General features: G+C 64.7%; 15 protein-coding genes. 1 reads left to right on the top strand and 14 read right to left on the bottom strand.

Features of this window, described 5'->3' with window-relative positions:
• Positions 1-407 precede the first annotated feature (407 nt).
• The 14 genes from C6W88_RS14925 to truA form a co-directional block, all read right to left on the bottom strand.
• Entirely contained in the window at positions 408-1,667 is a 1,260-nt protein-coding gene (locus C6W88_RS14925) for a D-amino acid dehydrogenase (RefSeq protein ID WP_045992464.1), read from the bottom strand.
• 218 nt (positions 1,668-1,885) lie between these two features.
• Positions 1,886-3,184: an MATE family efflux transporter gene (locus tag C6W88_RS14920; RefSeq protein WP_108133036.1), complete on the bottom strand. Its 1,299-nt coding sequence runs from the start codon at positions 3,182-3,184 to the stop codon at positions 1,886-1,888.
• Between the two features lie 183 nt (positions 3,185-3,367).
• Complete coding sequence (locus C6W88_RS14915; protein WP_108133035.1) at positions 3,368-3,949, bottom strand: YceI family protein; 582 nt, start codon at positions 3,947-3,949, stop codon at positions 3,368-3,370.
• 142 nt (positions 3,950-4,091) lie between these two features.
• Complete coding sequence (locus tag C6W88_RS14910) at positions 4,092-4,676, bottom strand: cytochrome b (RefSeq protein WP_108133034.1); 585 nt, start codon at positions 4,674-4,676, stop codon at positions 4,092-4,094.
• 235 nt (positions 4,677-4,911) lie between these two features.
• Positions 4,912-6,102 carry an O-succinylhomoserine sulfhydrylase gene (locus C6W88_RS14905; RefSeq protein ID WP_231498663.1) on the bottom strand — a complete coding sequence of 397 codons (1,191 nt, stop codon included), beginning with the start codon at positions 6,100-6,102 and terminating at the stop codon, positions 4,912-4,914.
• Between the two features lie 108 nt (positions 6,103-6,210).
• The gene (gene purF / locus C6W88_RS14900; RefSeq protein ID WP_045992459.1) at positions 6,211-7,728 is read right to left on the bottom strand and encodes an amidophosphoribosyltransferase; all 1,518 of its coding nucleotides are present in this window, start codon (positions 7,726-7,728) and stop codon (positions 6,211-6,213) included.
• A gap of 69 nt (positions 7,729-7,797) precedes the next feature.
• Complete coding sequence (locus C6W88_RS14895) at positions 7,798-8,400, bottom strand: CvpA family protein (protein ID WP_071211105.1); 603 nt, start codon at positions 8,398-8,400, stop codon at positions 7,798-7,800.
• Positions 8,400-9,077, bottom strand: coding sequence for an SPOR domain-containing protein (locus tag C6W88_RS14890; protein ID WP_108133032.1), 678 nt, complete (start codon positions 9,075-9,077; stop codon positions 8,400-8,402). The genes C6W88_RS14895 and C6W88_RS14890 overlap by 1 nt, the downstream gene beginning before the upstream one ends.
• Positions 9,074-10,447 carry a bifunctional tetrahydrofolate synthase/dihydrofolate synthase gene (gene folC / locus C6W88_RS14885; protein WP_108133031.1) on the bottom strand — a complete coding sequence of 458 codons (1,374 nt, stop codon included), beginning with the start codon at positions 10,445-10,447 and terminating at the stop codon, positions 9,074-9,076. Before folC ends, C6W88_RS14890 begins: the two co-directional genes overlap by 4 nt.
• Positions 10,448-10,450: 3 nt before the next feature.
• Positions 10,451-11,518 carry an acetyl-CoA carboxylase, carboxyltransferase subunit beta gene (gene accD, locus C6W88_RS14880; protein WP_108133030.1) on the bottom strand — a complete coding sequence of 356 codons (1,068 nt, stop codon included), beginning with the start codon at positions 11,516-11,518 and terminating at the stop codon, positions 10,451-10,453.
• 73 nt (positions 11,519-11,591) lie between these two features.
• Positions 11,592-12,395: a tryptophan synthase subunit alpha gene (trpA, locus tag C6W88_RS14875; protein WP_108133029.1), complete on the bottom strand. Its 804-nt coding sequence runs from the start codon at positions 12,393-12,395 to the stop codon at positions 11,592-11,594.
• A gap of 15 nt (positions 12,396-12,410) precedes the next feature.
• The gene (gene trpB / locus C6W88_RS14870; RefSeq protein WP_181248630.1) at positions 12,411-13,625 is read right to left on the bottom strand and encodes a tryptophan synthase subunit beta; all 1,215 of its coding nucleotides are present in this window, start codon (positions 13,623-13,625) and stop codon (positions 12,411-12,413) included.
• A gap of 81 nt (positions 13,626-13,706) precedes the next feature.
• The gene (locus C6W88_RS14865) at positions 13,707-14,345 is read right to left on the bottom strand and encodes a phosphoribosylanthranilate isomerase (protein ID WP_108133027.1); all 639 of its coding nucleotides are present in this window, start codon (positions 14,343-14,345) and stop codon (positions 13,707-13,709) included.
• The gene (gene truA, locus C6W88_RS14860; RefSeq protein WP_108133026.1) at positions 14,345-15,355 is read right to left on the bottom strand and encodes a tRNA pseudouridine(38-40) synthase TruA; all 1,011 of its coding nucleotides are present in this window, start codon (positions 15,353-15,355) and stop codon (positions 14,345-14,347) included. The genes C6W88_RS14865 and truA overlap by 1 nt, the downstream gene beginning before the upstream one ends.
• Positions 15,356-15,796: 441 nt before the next feature.
• Here truA and C6W88_RS14855 point away from each other — a divergent pair.
• Positions 15,797-17,972, top strand: a 2,176-nt coding sequence (locus tag C6W88_RS14855; RefSeq protein ID WP_197037128.1) for an Ig-like domain-containing protein, incomplete at its 3' end; no start/stop codon positions are given.

The raw sequence follows: 17,972 nt of genomic DNA, 5'->3' as shown, positions 1-17,972 counted from the left end.
CTGGCTAAGTTTAGTTGTTGCCTTTCAGCATATACCGACATATCCGGGGATTCGAGCTTTGCCTCGACGTCGCTGAGTGCGCCCCACCCTTTTCCTGGTTTGGCCACGATTTGACGACGCGCCGTGGTCGAATACCACAAACGACGACACCCCGGCGGGCAAGGCCCGTCGGGGTGTCGTTGTGTTGGCTGAGTCGCTAGCGGTGCTACTGCACCACCCTGCTCTGGCTATCTATCGGTAGGCGCGGGTCTTGGCGTTATGTCTTGGCGTTATGCCTTGGCGTTATGCCTTGGCGTTATGCCTTGGCGTTATGCCTTGGCGTTATGCCTTGGCGTTATGCCTTGGCGTTATGCCTTGGCGTTGTGCCCTTGACGTTGTGCCTTGTCTTGCCTCTACTGCTTCAGGCTTCAGGCGGCGTAGCGGGATACGGCCAGACCATCGGGGTTGATGGCGGGCGTACGACCGTCGATCAGGTCGGACAGCAGCTGAGCACTGCCACAGCTCATGGTCCAGCCCAGGGTGCCGTGGCCGGTGTTGAGCCACAGGTTGTCGTACTTGGTAGCGCCGATGATCGGAGTGGAGTCCGGGGTCATCGGGCGCAGGCCGGTCCAGAACTCGGCCTTGGCCAGATCGCCGCCTTCCGGGAACACATCGCGCACGACCATGGAAATGGTGGCACGACGCTTCTCGGCCAGGCTGAGGTCGTAGGAGGCCAGCTCCGCAGTGCCGCCGACACGGATACGGTCGTCGAAGCGCGAAATCGCCACCTTGAAGGTTTCGTCCATGACGGTGGACTGGGGCGCGCCGCCGTCATCGACCACCGGCAGGGTCAGGCTGTAGCCCTTGACCGGGTAGATCGGCAGGCGGATGTCCAGGTCACGGGCGAGGAACGGCGAGTAGCTGCCCAGCGCCATCACGTAGGCATCGGCGGTCAGGGTGCCGGCACTGGTGTGCACCGCCTCTACCTTGCCGGAGACCCGCGTCAGCCGCTCGATGGTGGTGTTGAACATGAACTCGACACCGAGCTTCTCGCGGCAGTAGTCGGCCAGGCGATTGGTGAACAGGTGGCAGTCACCGGTCTGATCGTCGGGCAGATGCAGGCCACCGACAAACTTGCCGGGCACACGGGCAAGCGCCGGCTCCACCTGGGCGATGCGGCTGGCGTCCAGCAGTTCATGACGCACGCCGCACTGCTCGAGGACCTTCATGTCCTTGCCCACCGCTTCGACCTGCTTTTCGGTACGGAACAGCTGCAGCAGGCCACGCTGGCGATCTTCGTAGCGCAGCCCGGTCTCGTCACGCAGCGCATTGATGCAGGCGCGGCTGTGCTCAGCGACGCGGACCATGCGCTCCTTGTTGAGGGCGTAGCTGTCAGGATTGCAGTTGCTGAGCATCTGCATCATGAAGCGACCCATGTTCGAGTCCATCTTGGGCTGGATCTTGAGTGGAGCATGCTCCTGGAACATCCACTTGACCGCCTTCTGGGGGATGCCCGGGGCAGCCCAGGGGGAGGAGAAGCCGAAGGATACCTGGCCAGCGTTGCCGTAGCTGGTCTCCATCGCCACGGAGGGCTGACGATCGACCACCTTTACCTCGTGTCCCTGACGGGCCAGATAATAGGCGGTGGTAACCCCTACGACACCCGCTCCCAGTACCAGTACCTTCATGTCGCCACTCCTCTGTTCTCGTTGTCGATGGCCCGTCCCGATCCCGGGCGTTGAGCATGAGATAGGCCGTGGCCAATGGCCACGGCCTGCAATGAGAGGAGTATAGGGTCGAGTCCGAAGTGTTTTATTCTTTTTTAGCCACCTTACGCGAACGGTGATATCGAAGTTATTACGAGTCGCAGACTTTACTTTCTCTCAAGTTCCTTAAAACAGTTGATTCAACTACCCTGCATTTCACCCTTGCCACTACGCTTCGGACGCGACAGGGTCCGCCGCAGCAACAGGTAGGCGCCAATTCCCGCCAGCAGGTTGCCCACCCCCGCTCCAAGCCCAAGGCCGGTAACACCGCCCATCAGCGTTACACCGAGCCACAGGCACGGCAGGTAGAACACGAACAACCGCGCGGCAGACAGCAGCATGGCGCGCATCGGCCAGCCGAGGGCATTGCCGGCCGACACCACCAGCATGCACACCCCGAGCGCGGCATAGCTCGGCAACATGAAGCGCATCAGCACCATCAGCGATTCGCTGACCTCCGGCGTGCCGGCCAGGGCACGGGCGACCCAAGGCGAAGCCAGTGCCAGCGACACACCCAGCATCAACTGCCACACCACCACCACCTTGAGGGCAAGGCGCATCAGGCGGTGCACCTGGGCCCAGTCGCCGGCGCCGTAGCAGCGGCCGAGCCAGGGTGGCAGCGACATGGTCAGCGCCAGCACCACCATCAGCGACACCGTCTCCAGACGGCTGGCAAGTCCCCAGGCCGCCACGGCGGATTCGCCCAGGCGTGACACCGTGGAAATCGCCAGCATCGCCGCCAGCGGCGGCATCAATTGGCTGACCATGGCGGGACAGGCGACCCCCGCAAAGGACCGCCCCGATAGCCGCCATTCCTCCCGGAGGCCTTCGAACGCGAGCCAGTGGCGCCCCTTCAACTGCCAGCCGAGCAAGGCAAGGCCACTGCCAAAGGCAAGCACCGTGGCCCAGGCGGCCCCGGGCAGGCCCAGCCCGTCCCAGTTGCCGATACCAAAGATCAGAATCGGATCGAGACACAGGTTCACCAGGCTGGTCAGCACCATCATGCTGCCGGGAAAGCTGGTGTTGCCGTGGGCACGAAACAGGCTGTAGCCGAAGTACACCACCGCCCCCAGCCAGGCGGCGACCAGCTGGGGTGCCCAGTAGGCGCGAATCAACTCCCGCGCGTGAGCGTCGGCCCCAAGGGCCCCGAAGATGGGACTCTGCAGGGCCCATAACACCAGCGCCAGCAGGCCGATGGCGACTGTCCCCATCATCAGCGACAGGCTGCCCAGACGTTGGGCGCGGTCGTCTTCGCCCCCACCCAGCGCCCGGGAAATCAAGGCGGCAATGGCGATCCCCATGCCCACCTGTACGCCGATGATCAGAAACGACAGCGGAAAGGTGTAGGACTGGGCCGCCAGGGGAGCGGTGCCCAGGCGCGCGACGAAGGCAGAGTCGACCAGCTGAAAGCCGAGCAGCGACAACACTCCGATCGCCATCGGCCAGGTCTTTTGCCACAGGGTGCGCCCCAGGGAGGTAGAGTCGGAACTTAGGTGCACGGTGTCTCCGGATGGTAGATAGGCCGCTTATGGTAAGCCATAACGAACCCTCGCTCAGCCTCCTTCAACGGCAAAAGCCCCGGGCACCTGTCCCGGGGCTTTCGTCATGTTGAGCAGGGCGTGTTACTGACGAATGCCTTCGAAGGTCACGTACAGCTCAAGGTTGTGCATCGGCTCGGGGAACTTGCTCATGTCGATGTCGTAGTCGGACAGCGCCAGCTCGGCGGAACCTTCGAAGCCTGCGCGATAGCCGCCCCAGGGGTCGTCACCCTCGCCCAGCAGGGTCACCGGCATCTCGATGCTGTTGGTCACACCATGCAGGGTCAGGTCACCGCTCAGAACACCTTCGCCATCGCCGGTAGATTCAAAGCCGGTGGAGGTAAAGGTGGCGGTCGGGTACTCACCGGCGTCGAGGAAGTCACCGCTCAGGATGTGCTTGTCGCGCTCGGCGTGGTTGGTATTCAGACTGGTGACATCAACCTCGACCTCGGCGGACGCCGCCTCGACGTTTTCCGGGTCGTAGCTGAAGGTACCGTCGAAGGACTCGAAGCTACCCAGAATATAGGAATAGCCGAGGTGGCTGATCTTGAACTGGATAAAGGCGTGCTGGCCTTCAGAATCGATGGCGTAGTCGGCGGCCTGGGCCTGGGCCAGCGTCAGCAGCGAGGCGGCGGTCAGGGCGGCGATGGCGGTCTTCTTGAACATGTCACTCTCCTTGATGGTTACGCGGTGATTGCGTCAGCACTCTTTCTCTATACCGACCTTGGGTCATTCATCGGCCCCGGGCCGGTCGATTCTTGACGTCCGGACAACACTTGCCGGCGGTCGCAAGGTCACGTTGGCGTCTTCAGGCCTGCTCCCCGGTGGTCTTGTCAGGCTTGGCCCGACGCGCCAGGCGCGGGTCGACCATGCGAACCAGGGTGTCCTGACGGTCCAGGTAGTGATGCTTGAAGGCCGCCAGGGCGTGGCCCGCCGACAGGATGATCAGCGCCAGCGCACTGTACCAGTGCACCACGCCGGCGCGGGAGGCCTGCTCCGGCAGGTCACTGATCAGCGCGGGCACGGTAAACAGGTCGAGCACGGCGATGCCCTTGCCGTCGGCGGTGGAGATGAGATACCCGCTGATCAGCACCGTGGTCATCAGCAGATAGAGCGCCAGATGACCGAGCGCCGCTCCGCGACGCTCAAGCGCTGAACCGTGGGCCTCGGGGGATGGCTGCACCAGCCGCCACAGGATACGGCCAGCCACAATGAACAGCAGCAACATGCCGACGCCACGATGCCACCAGGGGGCCAGGTTGTACCAGTTGCTGTAGTAGTCGAGACCGGTCATCCACCAGCCCAGGGCAAACAGACCGAGAATCGCCAGCGCACTTGTCCAGTGCAGCAGGATGGCGAACAGGCCCCACCCCTGGCGTGAATTTCGCCACATGCCAACGTCCTTTGATTAATCGATGAAATCGAGCTTAACGCATCTTTAGACGGCAAACCGTGGAAAAATTTCGAACGATAGATACGATAAAACCGCGATATGGCGCGCCTGGCTGCTGCCCTTCCCCCGTAACGCAACGACCGCCGACGAGCGGACTCGTGCGGCGGTCGTGGTAAAGCAGCGCTTTGACACATCACTATTGGGAGGCTCCAGCATGGCAGCCTCGGGCGAACCTCTAGACCAGGGCGTCGAGCCCCCTGGCCAGGTCAGCCTTGATGTCGTCGAGATTCTCGAGCCCCACAGCGATGCGCAGCAGATTCTCGGAAATGCCGGCGGTTGCCTTCTGTTCGTCCGACAGACGCCCGTGGGTAGTGGTCGCCGGGTGGGTAATGGTGGTCTTGGCATCCCCCAGGTTGCCGGTGATCGACAGCATGCGGGTGGCATCGACCACTGACCAGGCCTGCTCGCGCCCGCCCTTGACCTCGACCCCGACCACGGCGCCGAAACCCTGCTGCTGGCGGCTCGCCACCTGGTGCTGGGGATGACTCTCGAGTCCGCTGTAGTGAACCTTCTCTACCGCCGGGTGAGCGTCAAGCCAGCGCGCCAGTTCCAGCGCCGAGGCGGCGTGAGCCTTCATCCGCAGGTTCAGCGTCTCCAGTCCCTTGGTGAAGATCCAGGCATTGAAGGGACTGAGGCATGGGCCGCAGGTCCGCACCACTCCGAAGACTTCCTCGAGCTCCTTGTCACGCCCGACCACGGCCCCGCCGATGGCGCGCCCCTGGCCATCCAGGTACTTGGTGGCCGAATGGATCACCAGATCGGCGCCCAGTGACAGCGGCCGCTGCAGCGCCGGCGTCAAGAAGCAGTTGTCGATGGCGAGCAAGGCATCGTGGCGATGGGCCAGTTCGGCCAGCGCCGCGATATCGACAACCTCGGACAGCGGGTTGGAAGGCGTCTCGGCGAACAGCAGCCGAGTCGCCGGGGTCATCGCCACTTCCCAGGCGTCCAGATCGGAAAGCTCCACATAGCGTGTGGTGATACCGAACTTGCCGAGATACTTGTCGAACAGGCTGACGGTGGAGCCGAATAACGAGCGCGAGGCGACGATCTCGTCACCGGCCTGAAGCAGTGCCAGCGCGGTGGACAGGATGGCGGCCATGCCGGAACTGGTGGCTACACAGCGCTCGCCCCCTTCCATCGCCGCCAGGCGACGTTCGAAGGTGCGTACCGTGGGGTTGGTGAAGCGCGAGTAGACGTTGCCCGGCTCGTCACCGGAAAACTTGCGCGCCGCTTCGGCTGCGCTGCCGTAGACAAAGCTCGAGGTCGGAAAGATCGGCTCGGAGTGTTCCTGCTCCTGGGTGCGATCGTGCCCCGCCCGGATGGCCAGGGTCTCGAGGTTCCATTCGTCCTGCGTCGGGTCCAGCATATCCGTCTCCATCACTCGCCAGGGTGCCGTCGACTCGGACGGGTAGAGAGAGCGCCTTCGGGCACTCCCCCTGCCGACCGACGACGCCCTGCGGTTAGCTGTTGGGTATCAGTCGATATCGTCCTGATTGTGCATGCCGACCAGGGCGTGATCGCCAGCGCTCTGATCCTGCTTGGCGCCATCGTTGCGCGAAGCCTCTAGATCGGACAGGTAGGCCTCGTCGATGTCGCCGGTGATGTACTTGCCATCAAACACCGAACAGTCGAACTCGGCCAGCGCCGGATTGACCTCACGACAGGCCGCCTTCAGGTCCTCAAGGTCCTGGTAGACGATACGATCAGCGCCGATCAGCTCACCCACCTCGGCCTCGCTGCGGCCGTGAGCGATCAGCTCGCTGGCGGCGGGCATGTCGATGCCGTAGACGTTGGGATAACGCACGGGAGGCGCGGCAGAGGCAAAGTATACCTTGTTGGCGCCGGCGTCGCGGGCCATCTGGATGATCTGCTTGCAGGTGGTGCCGCGCACGATGGAGTCGTCCACCAGAAGCACGTTCTTGCCCTTGAACTCGATATCGATGGCGTTGAGCTTCTGGCGCACGGACTTCTTGCGCTGGGTCTGCCCGGGCATGATGAAGGTCCGCCCGATGTAGCGGTTCTTCATGAAGCCTTCGCGATAGGTGACCCCCAGGTGCTGGGCCATCTCGAGTGCCGAGGTGCGCGAGGTGTCGGGAATCGGGATGACCACATCGATATCGTGATCCGGCCATTCGCTCTTGATGCGATCGGCGAGCTTGCGGCCCATCTGCAGGCGGGTGCCGTAGACGTAGGCACCGTCCAGCAGCGAATCGGGGCGCGCCAGGTAGACGTGCTCGAAGATGCAGGGGGCAAGCAGCGGACGATCGGCACAGGACTGAGTGTGGTAGTTGCCATCCATGTCGACGAAGATGGCCTCGCCCGGCGCCAGGTCGCGCACCAGCTCGAAACCACCGACGTCCAGCGCCACCGACTCGGAGGCGATCATCACTTCCTGCCCCTCGCCCTGATCGCGGGTGCCGAAGACCACCGGACGGATGCCCTGAGGATCACGGAAGGCGACCAGGCCTACACCGTTGATCACCGCCACCGCAGCGTAGCCACCGCGGCAACGACGGTGCACCCGACGCACGGCGTCGAAGATGTCGCCCGGCAGCAGATGGGGCCCCTGCTTACCCAGCTCATGGGCGAAGACGTTGAGCAGCACCTCGGAGTCTGAGCTGGTGTTGATGTGGCGCAGATCCGAGGAGAACAGTTCCTTCTTGAGCTGCTCGGAGTTGGTCAGGTTGCCGTTGTGCGCCAGCGCCAGACCGTACGGGGAGTTCACGTAGAACGGCTGCGACTCGGCCTCGCTGGACGAGCCGGCGGTGGGATAGCGCACGTGGCCGATGCCCAGGTTGCCCTTCAGGCGCGCCATGTGGCGTGTGTGGAAGACGTCACGTACCAGACCGTTGCTCTTGCGCAGCAGGAAACGGCCCTCGTTCCAGGTCATCATGCCCGCCGCGTCCTGACCCCGGTGCTGCAGCACCGTCAGGGCGTCGTAGATTGCCTGGTTAACCGCCTGCTTGGCCATCAGGCCGACGATACCGCACATTCAACTTACCTCATTTACCGTGAAACGCCGCCCGGGGGCCAGCGCAAGAGTCGTCTGTCACTGGCGAAGTCAGAGCGTGCTTGTGGCACCTTGCTTCGCATCGTCGATGGCAGATCCCTCTGCCTCGCCACCGGTCGGCGGCGATGGTTCTGCCTGGGGCAGCTCGCGCAGGGACTCGGGAAAGTCCGGCAGGCTGCCCTCGAAATCACTCAGTTGGCCAAGGCCCCAGTCGCGCAGTTGCTCGAAGTGGGGGCGCACGCTGGCATCCTGCCAGGCCGTCAATTGATCCAGCGGGGTAAAGCCGATCAGCAGCGTGACCAGGGTCAGCACCGCTGCCGCCTTCACCCCACCGAACAAGGCGCCGGTCAGGCGGTTGAGAAAGCCGGCGCCGGCCCACTCCACCGCCGCCTGGATCATCCGTATCAGGATGCCGCCGAGCAGGATCGTGATCACGATGATCAGGATAAAGGCCACGATAAGCCGGCCGTCCGGACTGTCGATCCAGTTGCCCAACACCTCGGCCACCGGCTCGGCGAACATGCGTGCCGCCAAAAGCGCCACGATCCAGCTGGCCAGGCCCAGCGCCTCACGCACCAGGCCACGGACGAACCCCGCCGCCACGGCCAGCGCCAGCACGGCGACGAAGACCCAGTCCACCCATGTCACCAGCATCAGCTATCCACCTTGACCAGAAGCCCCTGCAGATTTTCCCGGGACTTGAGCTCGCTCATCACGCCCTCGGCGTCCTCAGACGCCCCGAAGGGACCCACGTAGACCGTGGTCAGCGAGTTGTTGCGCTCACGTGAGTAGGCGGGGTAACCCTGGTCACGCAGCTTCTGCATCAGGCGCTGGGCGTTGCCAGCCTCGCCGAAGCTGCCCACCTGCACCGCCCACTCACCGCCTTCCACCGCGGTGGGGCCGCTCGTCGTACGCTGTTCGGCCTGGCGCGCCAGGGCGGCGATAGGATCTTCCCGCGGCTGGCTGGCCTCGGGTGCCGGTTCGGGCTCGGCCTGGCGCTCGGAGGACGCCTGTTCGGCCACCTGCTGCGCCGGTTCAGGATCCACCTGCTGTGGCTGGCTGGACTCGGAGGGTTCGCTCTGGCCCTCGTCGGCCTGCGAAGCGTTGCCCTCGCCAGGGGCAACCGGTGCCTGAATCTGCCCAAGCCCTTCCGGCGGGGTGGGCTCAGGCACGTCGCGGCGCTCCACATCCACCGGCGGGTCGATGGTCAGCACCGGGTCCGGCCGCTGCTCGGGGGATTCGGGCTCATCAAACAACATCGGCACGAAGATGACGCCCAGCGCCACCACGATAATGATCCCGCTGATCCGCTCACGCATTCCGTATTTCATGTCGCTCCCTCGATGACGCCACCGCCACTGGACTGGCGGCTCCATCTCGCCAGTATGGCAGCCACGGTGAAGAAGGATCCCGTCACCAGTACACGATCTGCCGGCTCGACGCACGATTCGAGCCAGTCGGCGCCGTCATCGACGCTATCGGCGTGGTGAAGGATGGTGCCACCTTGATGTTCGATACGTGCCGCGAGGTCGGCTGCGCTACGTCCGCGATCGCCCTCGAGCGTCACCGGCAGCCAGGCGTCCACCACCGGCGACAGCGCGGCGATGACCCCCTCGGCGTCCTTGTCCTCGAGCATGCCGATCAGACACAGGGTCCGCCCCTGGACGTCCCGTTGCACTTCACGCCGTTCGGCCAGTCGCCCGGCCAGATAGTTGGCGGCGTGAGGGTTGTGGCCCACGTCAAGGCACCAGTTACCGCGCCACTGCATCCGCCCGGGAAGACGCACCTCGGCCAGTGCCTGGCGACAGGCGTCTGGATCGAGTTCACCAAGGGCCAGCCACAGTGCCTGCAGCGCAGAAGCGGCGTTGTCCAGCGGCAGGCCGGGATCGCTTAGTCGTTCCAGGCCGACCGGCTGGCCTTGTGCGTCGCTGCCGCGCCACGACCAGCCGCCCTGTTCGCCATCAGGTCCTGCACAAGGTGCTGCTTGAGGGCCTGCATGGCGGCCCGAATGGGCGAAGGCCTCGCCGAGCGCAAAGATCGGCGCACCCAGCGAACGGGCATGGTCGGCAACGCTCGAGGGCAGGTCACGACTGCCCAGCACCGCCGGACGCCCGGTACGCATGATCCCGGCCTTCTCGCGGCCGATGATGGCAATATCGTTGCCCAGGAAGGCGGCGTGGTCCTGAGCCACGGTGGTCACCACGGCGACATCCGGATCCACCACATTGACCGCATCCAGGCGACCACCGAGGCCGACCTCCAGCACCGCCAGGTCGGGCTGGCGCCTGGCGATGGTCCACAGCGCGGCCAGGGTACCGACCTCGAAGTAGGTCAGGCTGACCGGGGATGGCGCGAGCCTGGCCTGCTCCACCGCAACAAAGCCTTCGATCAGCACCTCGTCGCTGGCCTCGCTGGCGTCCAGCCGAAGGCGCTCGTTGTAACGCACCAGATGGGGCGAGGTGTAGGCCGCCGTGGACAGCCCATGGGCCCGTCCCAGCGCCTCGAGCATGGCCACCGTGGACCCCTTGCCGTTGGTGCCGGCGACGGTGATCACCCGGCGTGCAATCGGCCGCTCGGTCAGACCGAGACGCTGTGCCACACAGGCGACCCGCTCGAGGCCCAGATCGATGCCGACGGGGTGGGCGGCCTCGAGTCGGGCGAGCCAGCTATCCAGTGTGGTGGGCAGACCGTCGTTGTCCATGGGCTAGCGCGGTGTGTCCTGGGTGCGTTCGCCGTCCTTCGGCTCCTCGCCTTGGGCAGCATCGGCTTCATCGCTGTGCGTCTGCTGCTCGGCCGTCTCCGGCGCGTGCTCGGCCTGGGCGCCTTCACTGTCTGCCATGGCCACCGCCAGGTCACGCTCGGCGGCTTCGGCGGCGTCCACCAGGTCGGGCTCGCTGTCGTCGGCGATACCTACCGCAGGTTGATGGGTCAGCTTGCGCAGCACCCCACCCAGCCGCGAACGCATCTCGTGGCGATGGACGATCATGTCGACGGTGCCGTGTTCGAGCAGGAACTCGCTGCGCTGGAAGCCTTCAGGCAGCTTCTCGCGCACCGTCTGTTCGATGACCCGAGGACCGGCAAAGCCGATCAGGGCGTTGGGCTCGGCCACGTTGAGATCGCCGAGCATGGCCAGTGACGCCGACACGCCACCGAACACCGGATCGGTCAACACCGAGATATAGGGCACGCCGGCCTGCTTGAGGCGTTCAAGCGCGGCGGAGGTCTTGGCCATCTGCATCAGCGAGAACAGCGCTTCCTGCATGCGCGCACCGCCGGATGCCGAGAAGCACACCAGCGGCTGGCCCTCTTCGAGAGCGATAGTGGCGGCACGTACGAACTTCTCGCCGACCACGGCCCCCATGGAGCCACCCATGAAGGTGAACTCGAAGGCCACCGCGACCACCGGCAGGCCATCCAGCGAACCGCGCATGGCGATCAGGGCGTCGTTCTCGCCGGTGTCCTTCTGGGCCGCGGCCAGGCGGTCCTTGTACTTCTTGGAGTCACGGAACTTGAGACGATCCACCGGCTCGAGGTCGGCGGCGATCTCTTCGCGACCTTCCTTGTCGAGGAACCAGTCAAGGCGCTTGCGCGCGGTCAGGCGCAGATGGTGATCACACTTGGGACACACGTTGTGGTGCTTTTCGAGTTCGGGCAGGTAAAGCACCGACTCGCACTTGGGGCACTTACGCCAGAGACCGTCCGGAACGCTCGCCCGGCGGTCCTTGCGCTGAATGCGGCCCACCGAGGGCACAATCTTGTCTAGCCAGCTCATGTCAGAAGTCTTCCGTTGCTACGGTCGCCGGCGGTGGCCGACGACAGGGTCGAATCTCTTCCCCGATCGCCTCTCAGGCGTCCAGGGCCTGGCGTATCTCTGTCATCACCGCCTTCAATTCGGCGATGGCCTCGCGGGGAGCGTCACAGTGCTCGGCGATGCGTGAGACCAGGGCACTGCCGACGATGACGCCATCGGCAACCTTAGCCACTTCCGCGGCGGAGGCGCCGTCGCGGATACCGAAACCGACACACAGGGGCAGGTCGGTCAGTTCGCGCAGCGGCGCCAGATGGGCCGCCACATCGTCGGCGTTGAGGCTCGCCGAGCCGGTCACTCCCTTGAGCGACACATAGTAGAGATAGCCATGCGCGTGGGCGCATATTGTAGCGGCACGCTCTGGGGAAGTGGTAGGGGCGACAAGAAAGATTGGCGCCAAATCCTCGGCTTCCAGCAAGGGCCCCAGTTCATCGGCCTCTTCCGGCGGCATGTCCACCACCAGCACGCCATCGACGCCGGCCGCCCTCGCCTCGCGGGCGAAGCGCTCGATACCCAGGCGCTCGATGGGATTGAGATAGCCCATCAGCACCACCGGGGTGTCGTCGTCCTGACGCCGAAACTCGGCCACCATGGCCAACAGGTCGGTCAGACGGGTGCCGTGCTTCAAGGCACGTTCGCAGGCCTTCTGGATGACCGGGCCGTCGGCCATGGGGTCACTGAAAGGCACCCCCAGCTCGATGATGTCGGCGCCGGACTCGACCAGTGCGTGCATGTAGTCGACGGTCACCTCCGGGGTGGGATCGCCCCCGGTGATGTAGGGAACCAGCGCCTTGCGACCCTGATCGGCGAGAGAACGAAAGCGTTTATCGATACGAGACATGGAATTCTCTAGCTCCTACAGGTCGATTCCGTCGATCTTGGCAACGGTGAGGATGTCCTTGTCGCCACGCCCGGACAGGTTGACCACGATGTTCTGGTCCGGCGACAGGGTCGGCGCCAGCACCTTGGCGTGGGCCAGGGCGTGGGCCGATTCCAGCGCCGGCATGATGCCCTCGACGTGGGTCAGCTCACGGAAGGCCTCGAGCACGGCGTCGTCGTTGGCCGCCACATAGTTGACCCGGCCGACGTCCTTCCACAGCGCGTGTTCGGGTCCGACACCGGGGTAGTCGAGACCCGCCGAGATCGAGTGGGTATCGCTGACCTGGCCGCCCTCGTCGGACATCAGGTAGGTGCGGTTGCCGTGAAGCACACCGCGGGGCGCGCCGGAGGCCAGGGGCGCAGCGTGACGGCCGGTCTCGACCCCGTCGCCGCCGGCTTCGACGCCATACATCTCGACGCCGTCGTCCTCGACGAAGGGATAGAACAGCCCCATGGCGTTGGAGCCACCGCCGACGCAGGCGATCAGCGCGTCAGGCAGCTTGCCGAACTGCTCGAGCGACTGGCGCCGCGCTTCACGGCCGACCACCGCGTTGAAGTCACGCACCAGTTGCGGATAGGGATGCGGCCCCGCCACGGTGCCGATGATGTAGAAGGTATCGTCGACGTTGGTGACCCAGTCGCGCAGCGCCTCGTTCATGGCATCCTTGAGCGTGCGGGTACCGGAAGTCACCGGAATGACGTTGGCCCCCAGCAGGCGCATGCGATAGACGTTGAGCTTCTGACGCTCGGTATCGGCCTCGCCCATGTAGACGTCACAGCGCAGGCCCAGCCGCGCCGCCACGGTGGCGGTCGCCACGCCATGCTGGCCGGCGCCGGTTTCGGCGATCACCCGGGGCTTGCCACTCTTCTTGGCCAGCAGCGCCTGGCCGATGGTGTTGTTCACCTTGTGGGCGCCGGTGTGATTGAGATCCTCGCGCTTCAGCCAGATCTGGGCACCGCCAAGCTGCGCAGACCAGCGCCGGGCGTGATAGAGCGGCGACGGCCGACCGACGTAGTGCGCCAGGTCATGGTCAAATTCGGCCTGAAAGTCAGGATCGTCCTTGAGGCTTTCGTAGGTGCGGCTCAGATCGTCCAGCGCAAAGCTCAAGGTTTCCGAGACAAAGCGACCTCCGTAGGCCCCATAGTGCCCCCGAGCGTCAGGCCATTGGGTCAGTTCACTGAACTTGCTCACGTCGGACTCCTTGCGGATAAACTGGCTGAATAAAAAGTCGGTGATGGTCGCTCGCTACCGGGCGTGGGGCCTGCTGCCGCGTCAGCGGCGGGCGTCGCCCTGCCCCACCGCGCGCATAAAGGCCTGCATGCGCTCTGGATCCTTGGCGCCCGGCGCGCTTTCGATGCCCCCGGAGACGTCGAGGGCGAAGGGCCTCACCCGGTCAATCGCCTCGGCGGCGTTGTCCGCCGACAGGCCACCGGCGAGGATAACAGGTTTTGCCAGCGACGACGGGATGCGCGACCAGTCGAAAGTGTCACCGGTGCCGCCGGGCACGCCTGGGCGATAGGCGTCCAGCAGCAGTGCCTGGGCGCCGGCGTAGGTGCGTTCGGCCTCGTGCAGATCGAGGCCGTCGCGCATTCTCAGCGCCTTTATATAAGGGCGCGCAAAGCGCTCGCAGGCCTCGGCGCTCTCGCTACCGTGAAACTGCAGCAGGTCGAGACACGGCAGTGCCCTTTCGATGGTCTCGTCGTCGGCATCGACGAACAGCCCCACCCGGGTGACGAAGGCCGGCACCCGCGCCGCGAGTTCGGCCAGCCGCCCCAGGCTGACCGCCCTCTTGCTGCCGGGCCACAGCACAAAGCCCAAGGCATCGGCGCCCAACGCCACGGCGGCGTCGATGTCCTCTTCGCGGGTAAAGCCGCAGAACTTGACGCGGGTACGGTGCGCGGAAGCGATCATCAGGACTCCTTGTCCGCGGCGTGCGCCGCCGAAGCGCCGGCAGGTCCTTCAGCGAAACCGTCGCCGAGCCCGTCGGCGAGCTCTTCGGCACGTACCGCCCTGCGCGTCTCGGCGATCGGACGTCCGCGTCGAAACTCCACCATGGGGCAGTCCGGCAGCGGGCGCTCTCCTGTCCACTCCCCCAGGAAGGCCAGCAGATTCGGCCCCAAGGGTTCGGCGGGCAGTTGCCACTCGGGGTCGTACAGGGTGTCGACGAAGTGCAACCCACAGCCTGGCGCCGTCACATCGCTCTGCTTGCGATCCTTGAGTGCCATCAGTCGCGCGATGTAGTCGGTGCCCTGCTCACCCCGTCCCACCGTCACCAGCGCGCCGACGATGTTGCGCACCATGTGGTGCAGGAAGGCGTTGGCCTGAAGGTCCACCACCACCAGCGGGCCGTGGCGGTGTACCTCGATAAAGTGCAGGTGGCGCCAGGGCGTCTTCGACTGACAGCCGGCGGCACGAAAACTCGAGAAATCGTGCTCGCCGACCAGCGCCTGGGCGGCCTCGTGCATGGCGTCGGCATCCAGCGGGTCGCGGCACCAGGTGGCGTTGGCACGCTCCAGCACCGGGCGGCTCGGCTGGTTGAGGATGACGTAGCGATAGCGCCGGCCCAACGCCTTGAAGCGGGCGTGGAATTCGTCGGGCACCTCGCGAATCCAGCGGATCGCCACATCCCGGGGGAGGTTGGCGTTGCCGCCGAACACCCAGGCCTTCTCGGAACGCTCCACCGGCGGGTCGAAGTGGGCGATCTGGCGGGTCGCGTGCACGCCTGAGTCGGTGCGTCCGCTGCAATGCAACGTGATCGGCACACCCGCCACCTTGGCCAGCGCCTTCTCCACCGCCCCCTGCACCGACGGGGCGTGCTTGAGCCGCTGCCAACCGCAATAGTGGGTACCGTCGTACTCGACGCTGAGCGCCAGACGACCCTTGAGGGGGGTACGTTCATCGAGATGGTGAAAGAAGGACATACGACCTGCTGAATACAAGATAATCAATAGAGGCAACCAGATCCGCGCTCCACAGCCGAATCTGCACCGCTGGCGCTAGTCGGCCATTATCGCCTATCCGCGTCGCGGCAGCCAGCCGTGCGCACAACTGGCGTTTTTCGCGTACAAACCAGGACCGGCTCATTACCATTTTTACCCCCCAGCCATGGCAGCGAACCCCGCATCACGACATCGTCTCAAATACCGCCCGATATCCAATGTAAGGAAAAACCCTTTTAGGCAAAAAAAAGACGAAAAGGTCTTTAAAAACCATCCCACATTTCGGGCATTCAGCCCCCCTCTGCCACCCTCTACTCTGAATCCCTTGCACCCGCCCATGAGTACAATGTCGCCATCTTTTTTCCTTGCATACGTTTAACAAGCCCCGCCTTCCCTAACGGCATCCATGCAAGGAATTACCCAATGAACTTCAACACCGATTCATCATTGAATCAGTCCACTGCCGCCACACTGCTGGCGCAGGACAGCACCACCCAGGTCACCGCCCTGGCGCTGCTGGATGAAGATGGCTTGCCCAATGGCATTCCTGGCGGCCCACAGGATGCGGCTGGCCAGGACACCGTGGCCACCGGCACCCTGGGCTATAATTTCGGTGCCAACGGCCCAGCCGCGACCCATCCCTTTCGCTGGGAAACCACCGGCCTTCCTTCACTGACATCTGGCGGCGAGGCCCTTTCCTATCAGGTTTCCACAAGCGGCCGGACCTTGTCCGCCTCCACCAGCGATGGCACCACCCTGCTTCAGGTCAGGCTGACCGATCTTGCCTCAGGCAGCTACAGCGTCTCGCTGCTCGGCCCGATCGATCATCCCGACGCAACCATCGAGAACAACCTGATCTTTTCGGTCTACTACACCATCACCGATGGTGACGGTGATAGCGCCACTGCACGCCTGGGCGTGGATATTGACGATGACTCGCCGACCACCACCGTTATCGCGCCCTCGAGCCTGGAAGCCGGCGATACCGTCACCGGTACCTGGTCACAGCAAGGCGGGGCCGACGGCGTCGCCGATACCGTCGTCAACCTCCAGGCCGACGACCACGAGTATCCGCTCGGCACCCCGATCGATACCGGCAAGGGCATCTTGACCGTCAACCCCAACGGCACCTGGAGTTTCAGCGCCGACAACGATGCCAGTGGCGCACTCGACTTCAACATCACCACCAAGGACGGCGACGGTGACAGCTTCAGCTCCAGTGCCCACATCGTCATCTCCGGCGGCAATGGGATAGGCCCCACCACCCCCGAGACGGATGGCAATTCTGCCACCGTATCGCCCAAGGCGGTGGTCGATGAAGATGGCCTTCCCGGCGGCATCGCCGGTGGCATCAATGACTACCCGGGCGAACGCACCATCGCCACTGGCCGGCTGCGCTATGACTTCGGCGATGACGGCCCTGGCGGCTTCACCTGGAGCACCGCCGGCCTGCCGGTACTGACCTCCCAGGGCAGCCTGGTCAGCTGGGCACTCAGCGCAGACGGACGCTCTCTTCTTGGCACCAGCGCCAGCGGACAGCAGGTCCTCTCGATTGAACTGAGCGATCTTGCCGCCGGCACCTACCGGGTCGACCTGTTCAAGCCGCTGGATCACCCCCGAGCCGATGTCGAGAGCGACATCAACTTCAGCGTCGGCTACACCATCACCGACGCCGACGGCGACAGTGCGCAGGGCATCCTCCGCGTTACCGTGGATGACGACATGCCAGTGCCGGGCGACGATGCCGCCGCAGGCGACAACAGCGGACCCATCACGGTTGACGTACTGGACAACGACAACTTTGGCGCCGATGGCCCAGGCGAGCTCACCAGTGTCACCGTCCAGGGCGGCCCGGATGTTGGTACCGCCACCATCAACCCTGACGGCACCCTGACCTTTGTTCCCCACCCTGGCTTTACCGGAAACGCCACGATTGACTACACCGCCACCGATGGCGATGGCAGCACCGTTACCGGCAATCTCAGTGTCGGGGTCGCGGACGGCGGCGGCACAGGTACAGGCCCCACCACGCCGGAAACCGATGGCAATCCCGACACCACCCCGCCAAAAGCGGTTCTCGACGAGGACGGCCTGCCTGGCGGCATCGCCGGTGGCATCAATGACGTGGCTGGTGAACGCCTCGCGGCGATCGGCTCGCTGGGCTACGACTTTGGCAGCGACGGCCGCGGTAGCTTTACCTGGAATACCGCCGGCCTCCCCGTGCTGACCTCCGGCGGCAGCCCGGTCACCTGGTCGCTGAGCGGCAATGGTCGTTCGCTGGTCGGCTTCAACAACGCGGGTGAACGTGTCATTTCCGTCCAGCTCACCGACGTTGCCAACGGCATCTACAAGGTGGTGCTGGCCAAACCGCTGGATCATTCCAACCCCAGTGTCGAGAGCGACATCAACTTCAGCGTCGGCTACACCATCACCGACGGCGTCGGTGACAGCGCCTCGGGCACTATCGGCATTACCGTCGATGACGACACGCCAGTGGCCAACGCCGACGTCGCCACCACCGACAACGACGGCTCCGTCACCGTCGATGTGCTCGGCAACGACCAGTTCGGCGCCGATGGCCCCGGCGGCATCACCAACG

The sequence above is a fragment of the Halomonas litopenaei genome (genome assembly GCF_003045775.1).
In the GTDB taxonomy this organism is placed as follows: domain Bacteria; phylum Pseudomonadota; class Gammaproteobacteria; order Pseudomonadales; family Halomonadaceae; genus Halomonas; species Halomonas litopenaei.
The sequence above is the reverse complement of the archived record's forward strand: the minus strand, read 5'-3'. Positions and strand labels throughout refer to the sequence as shown.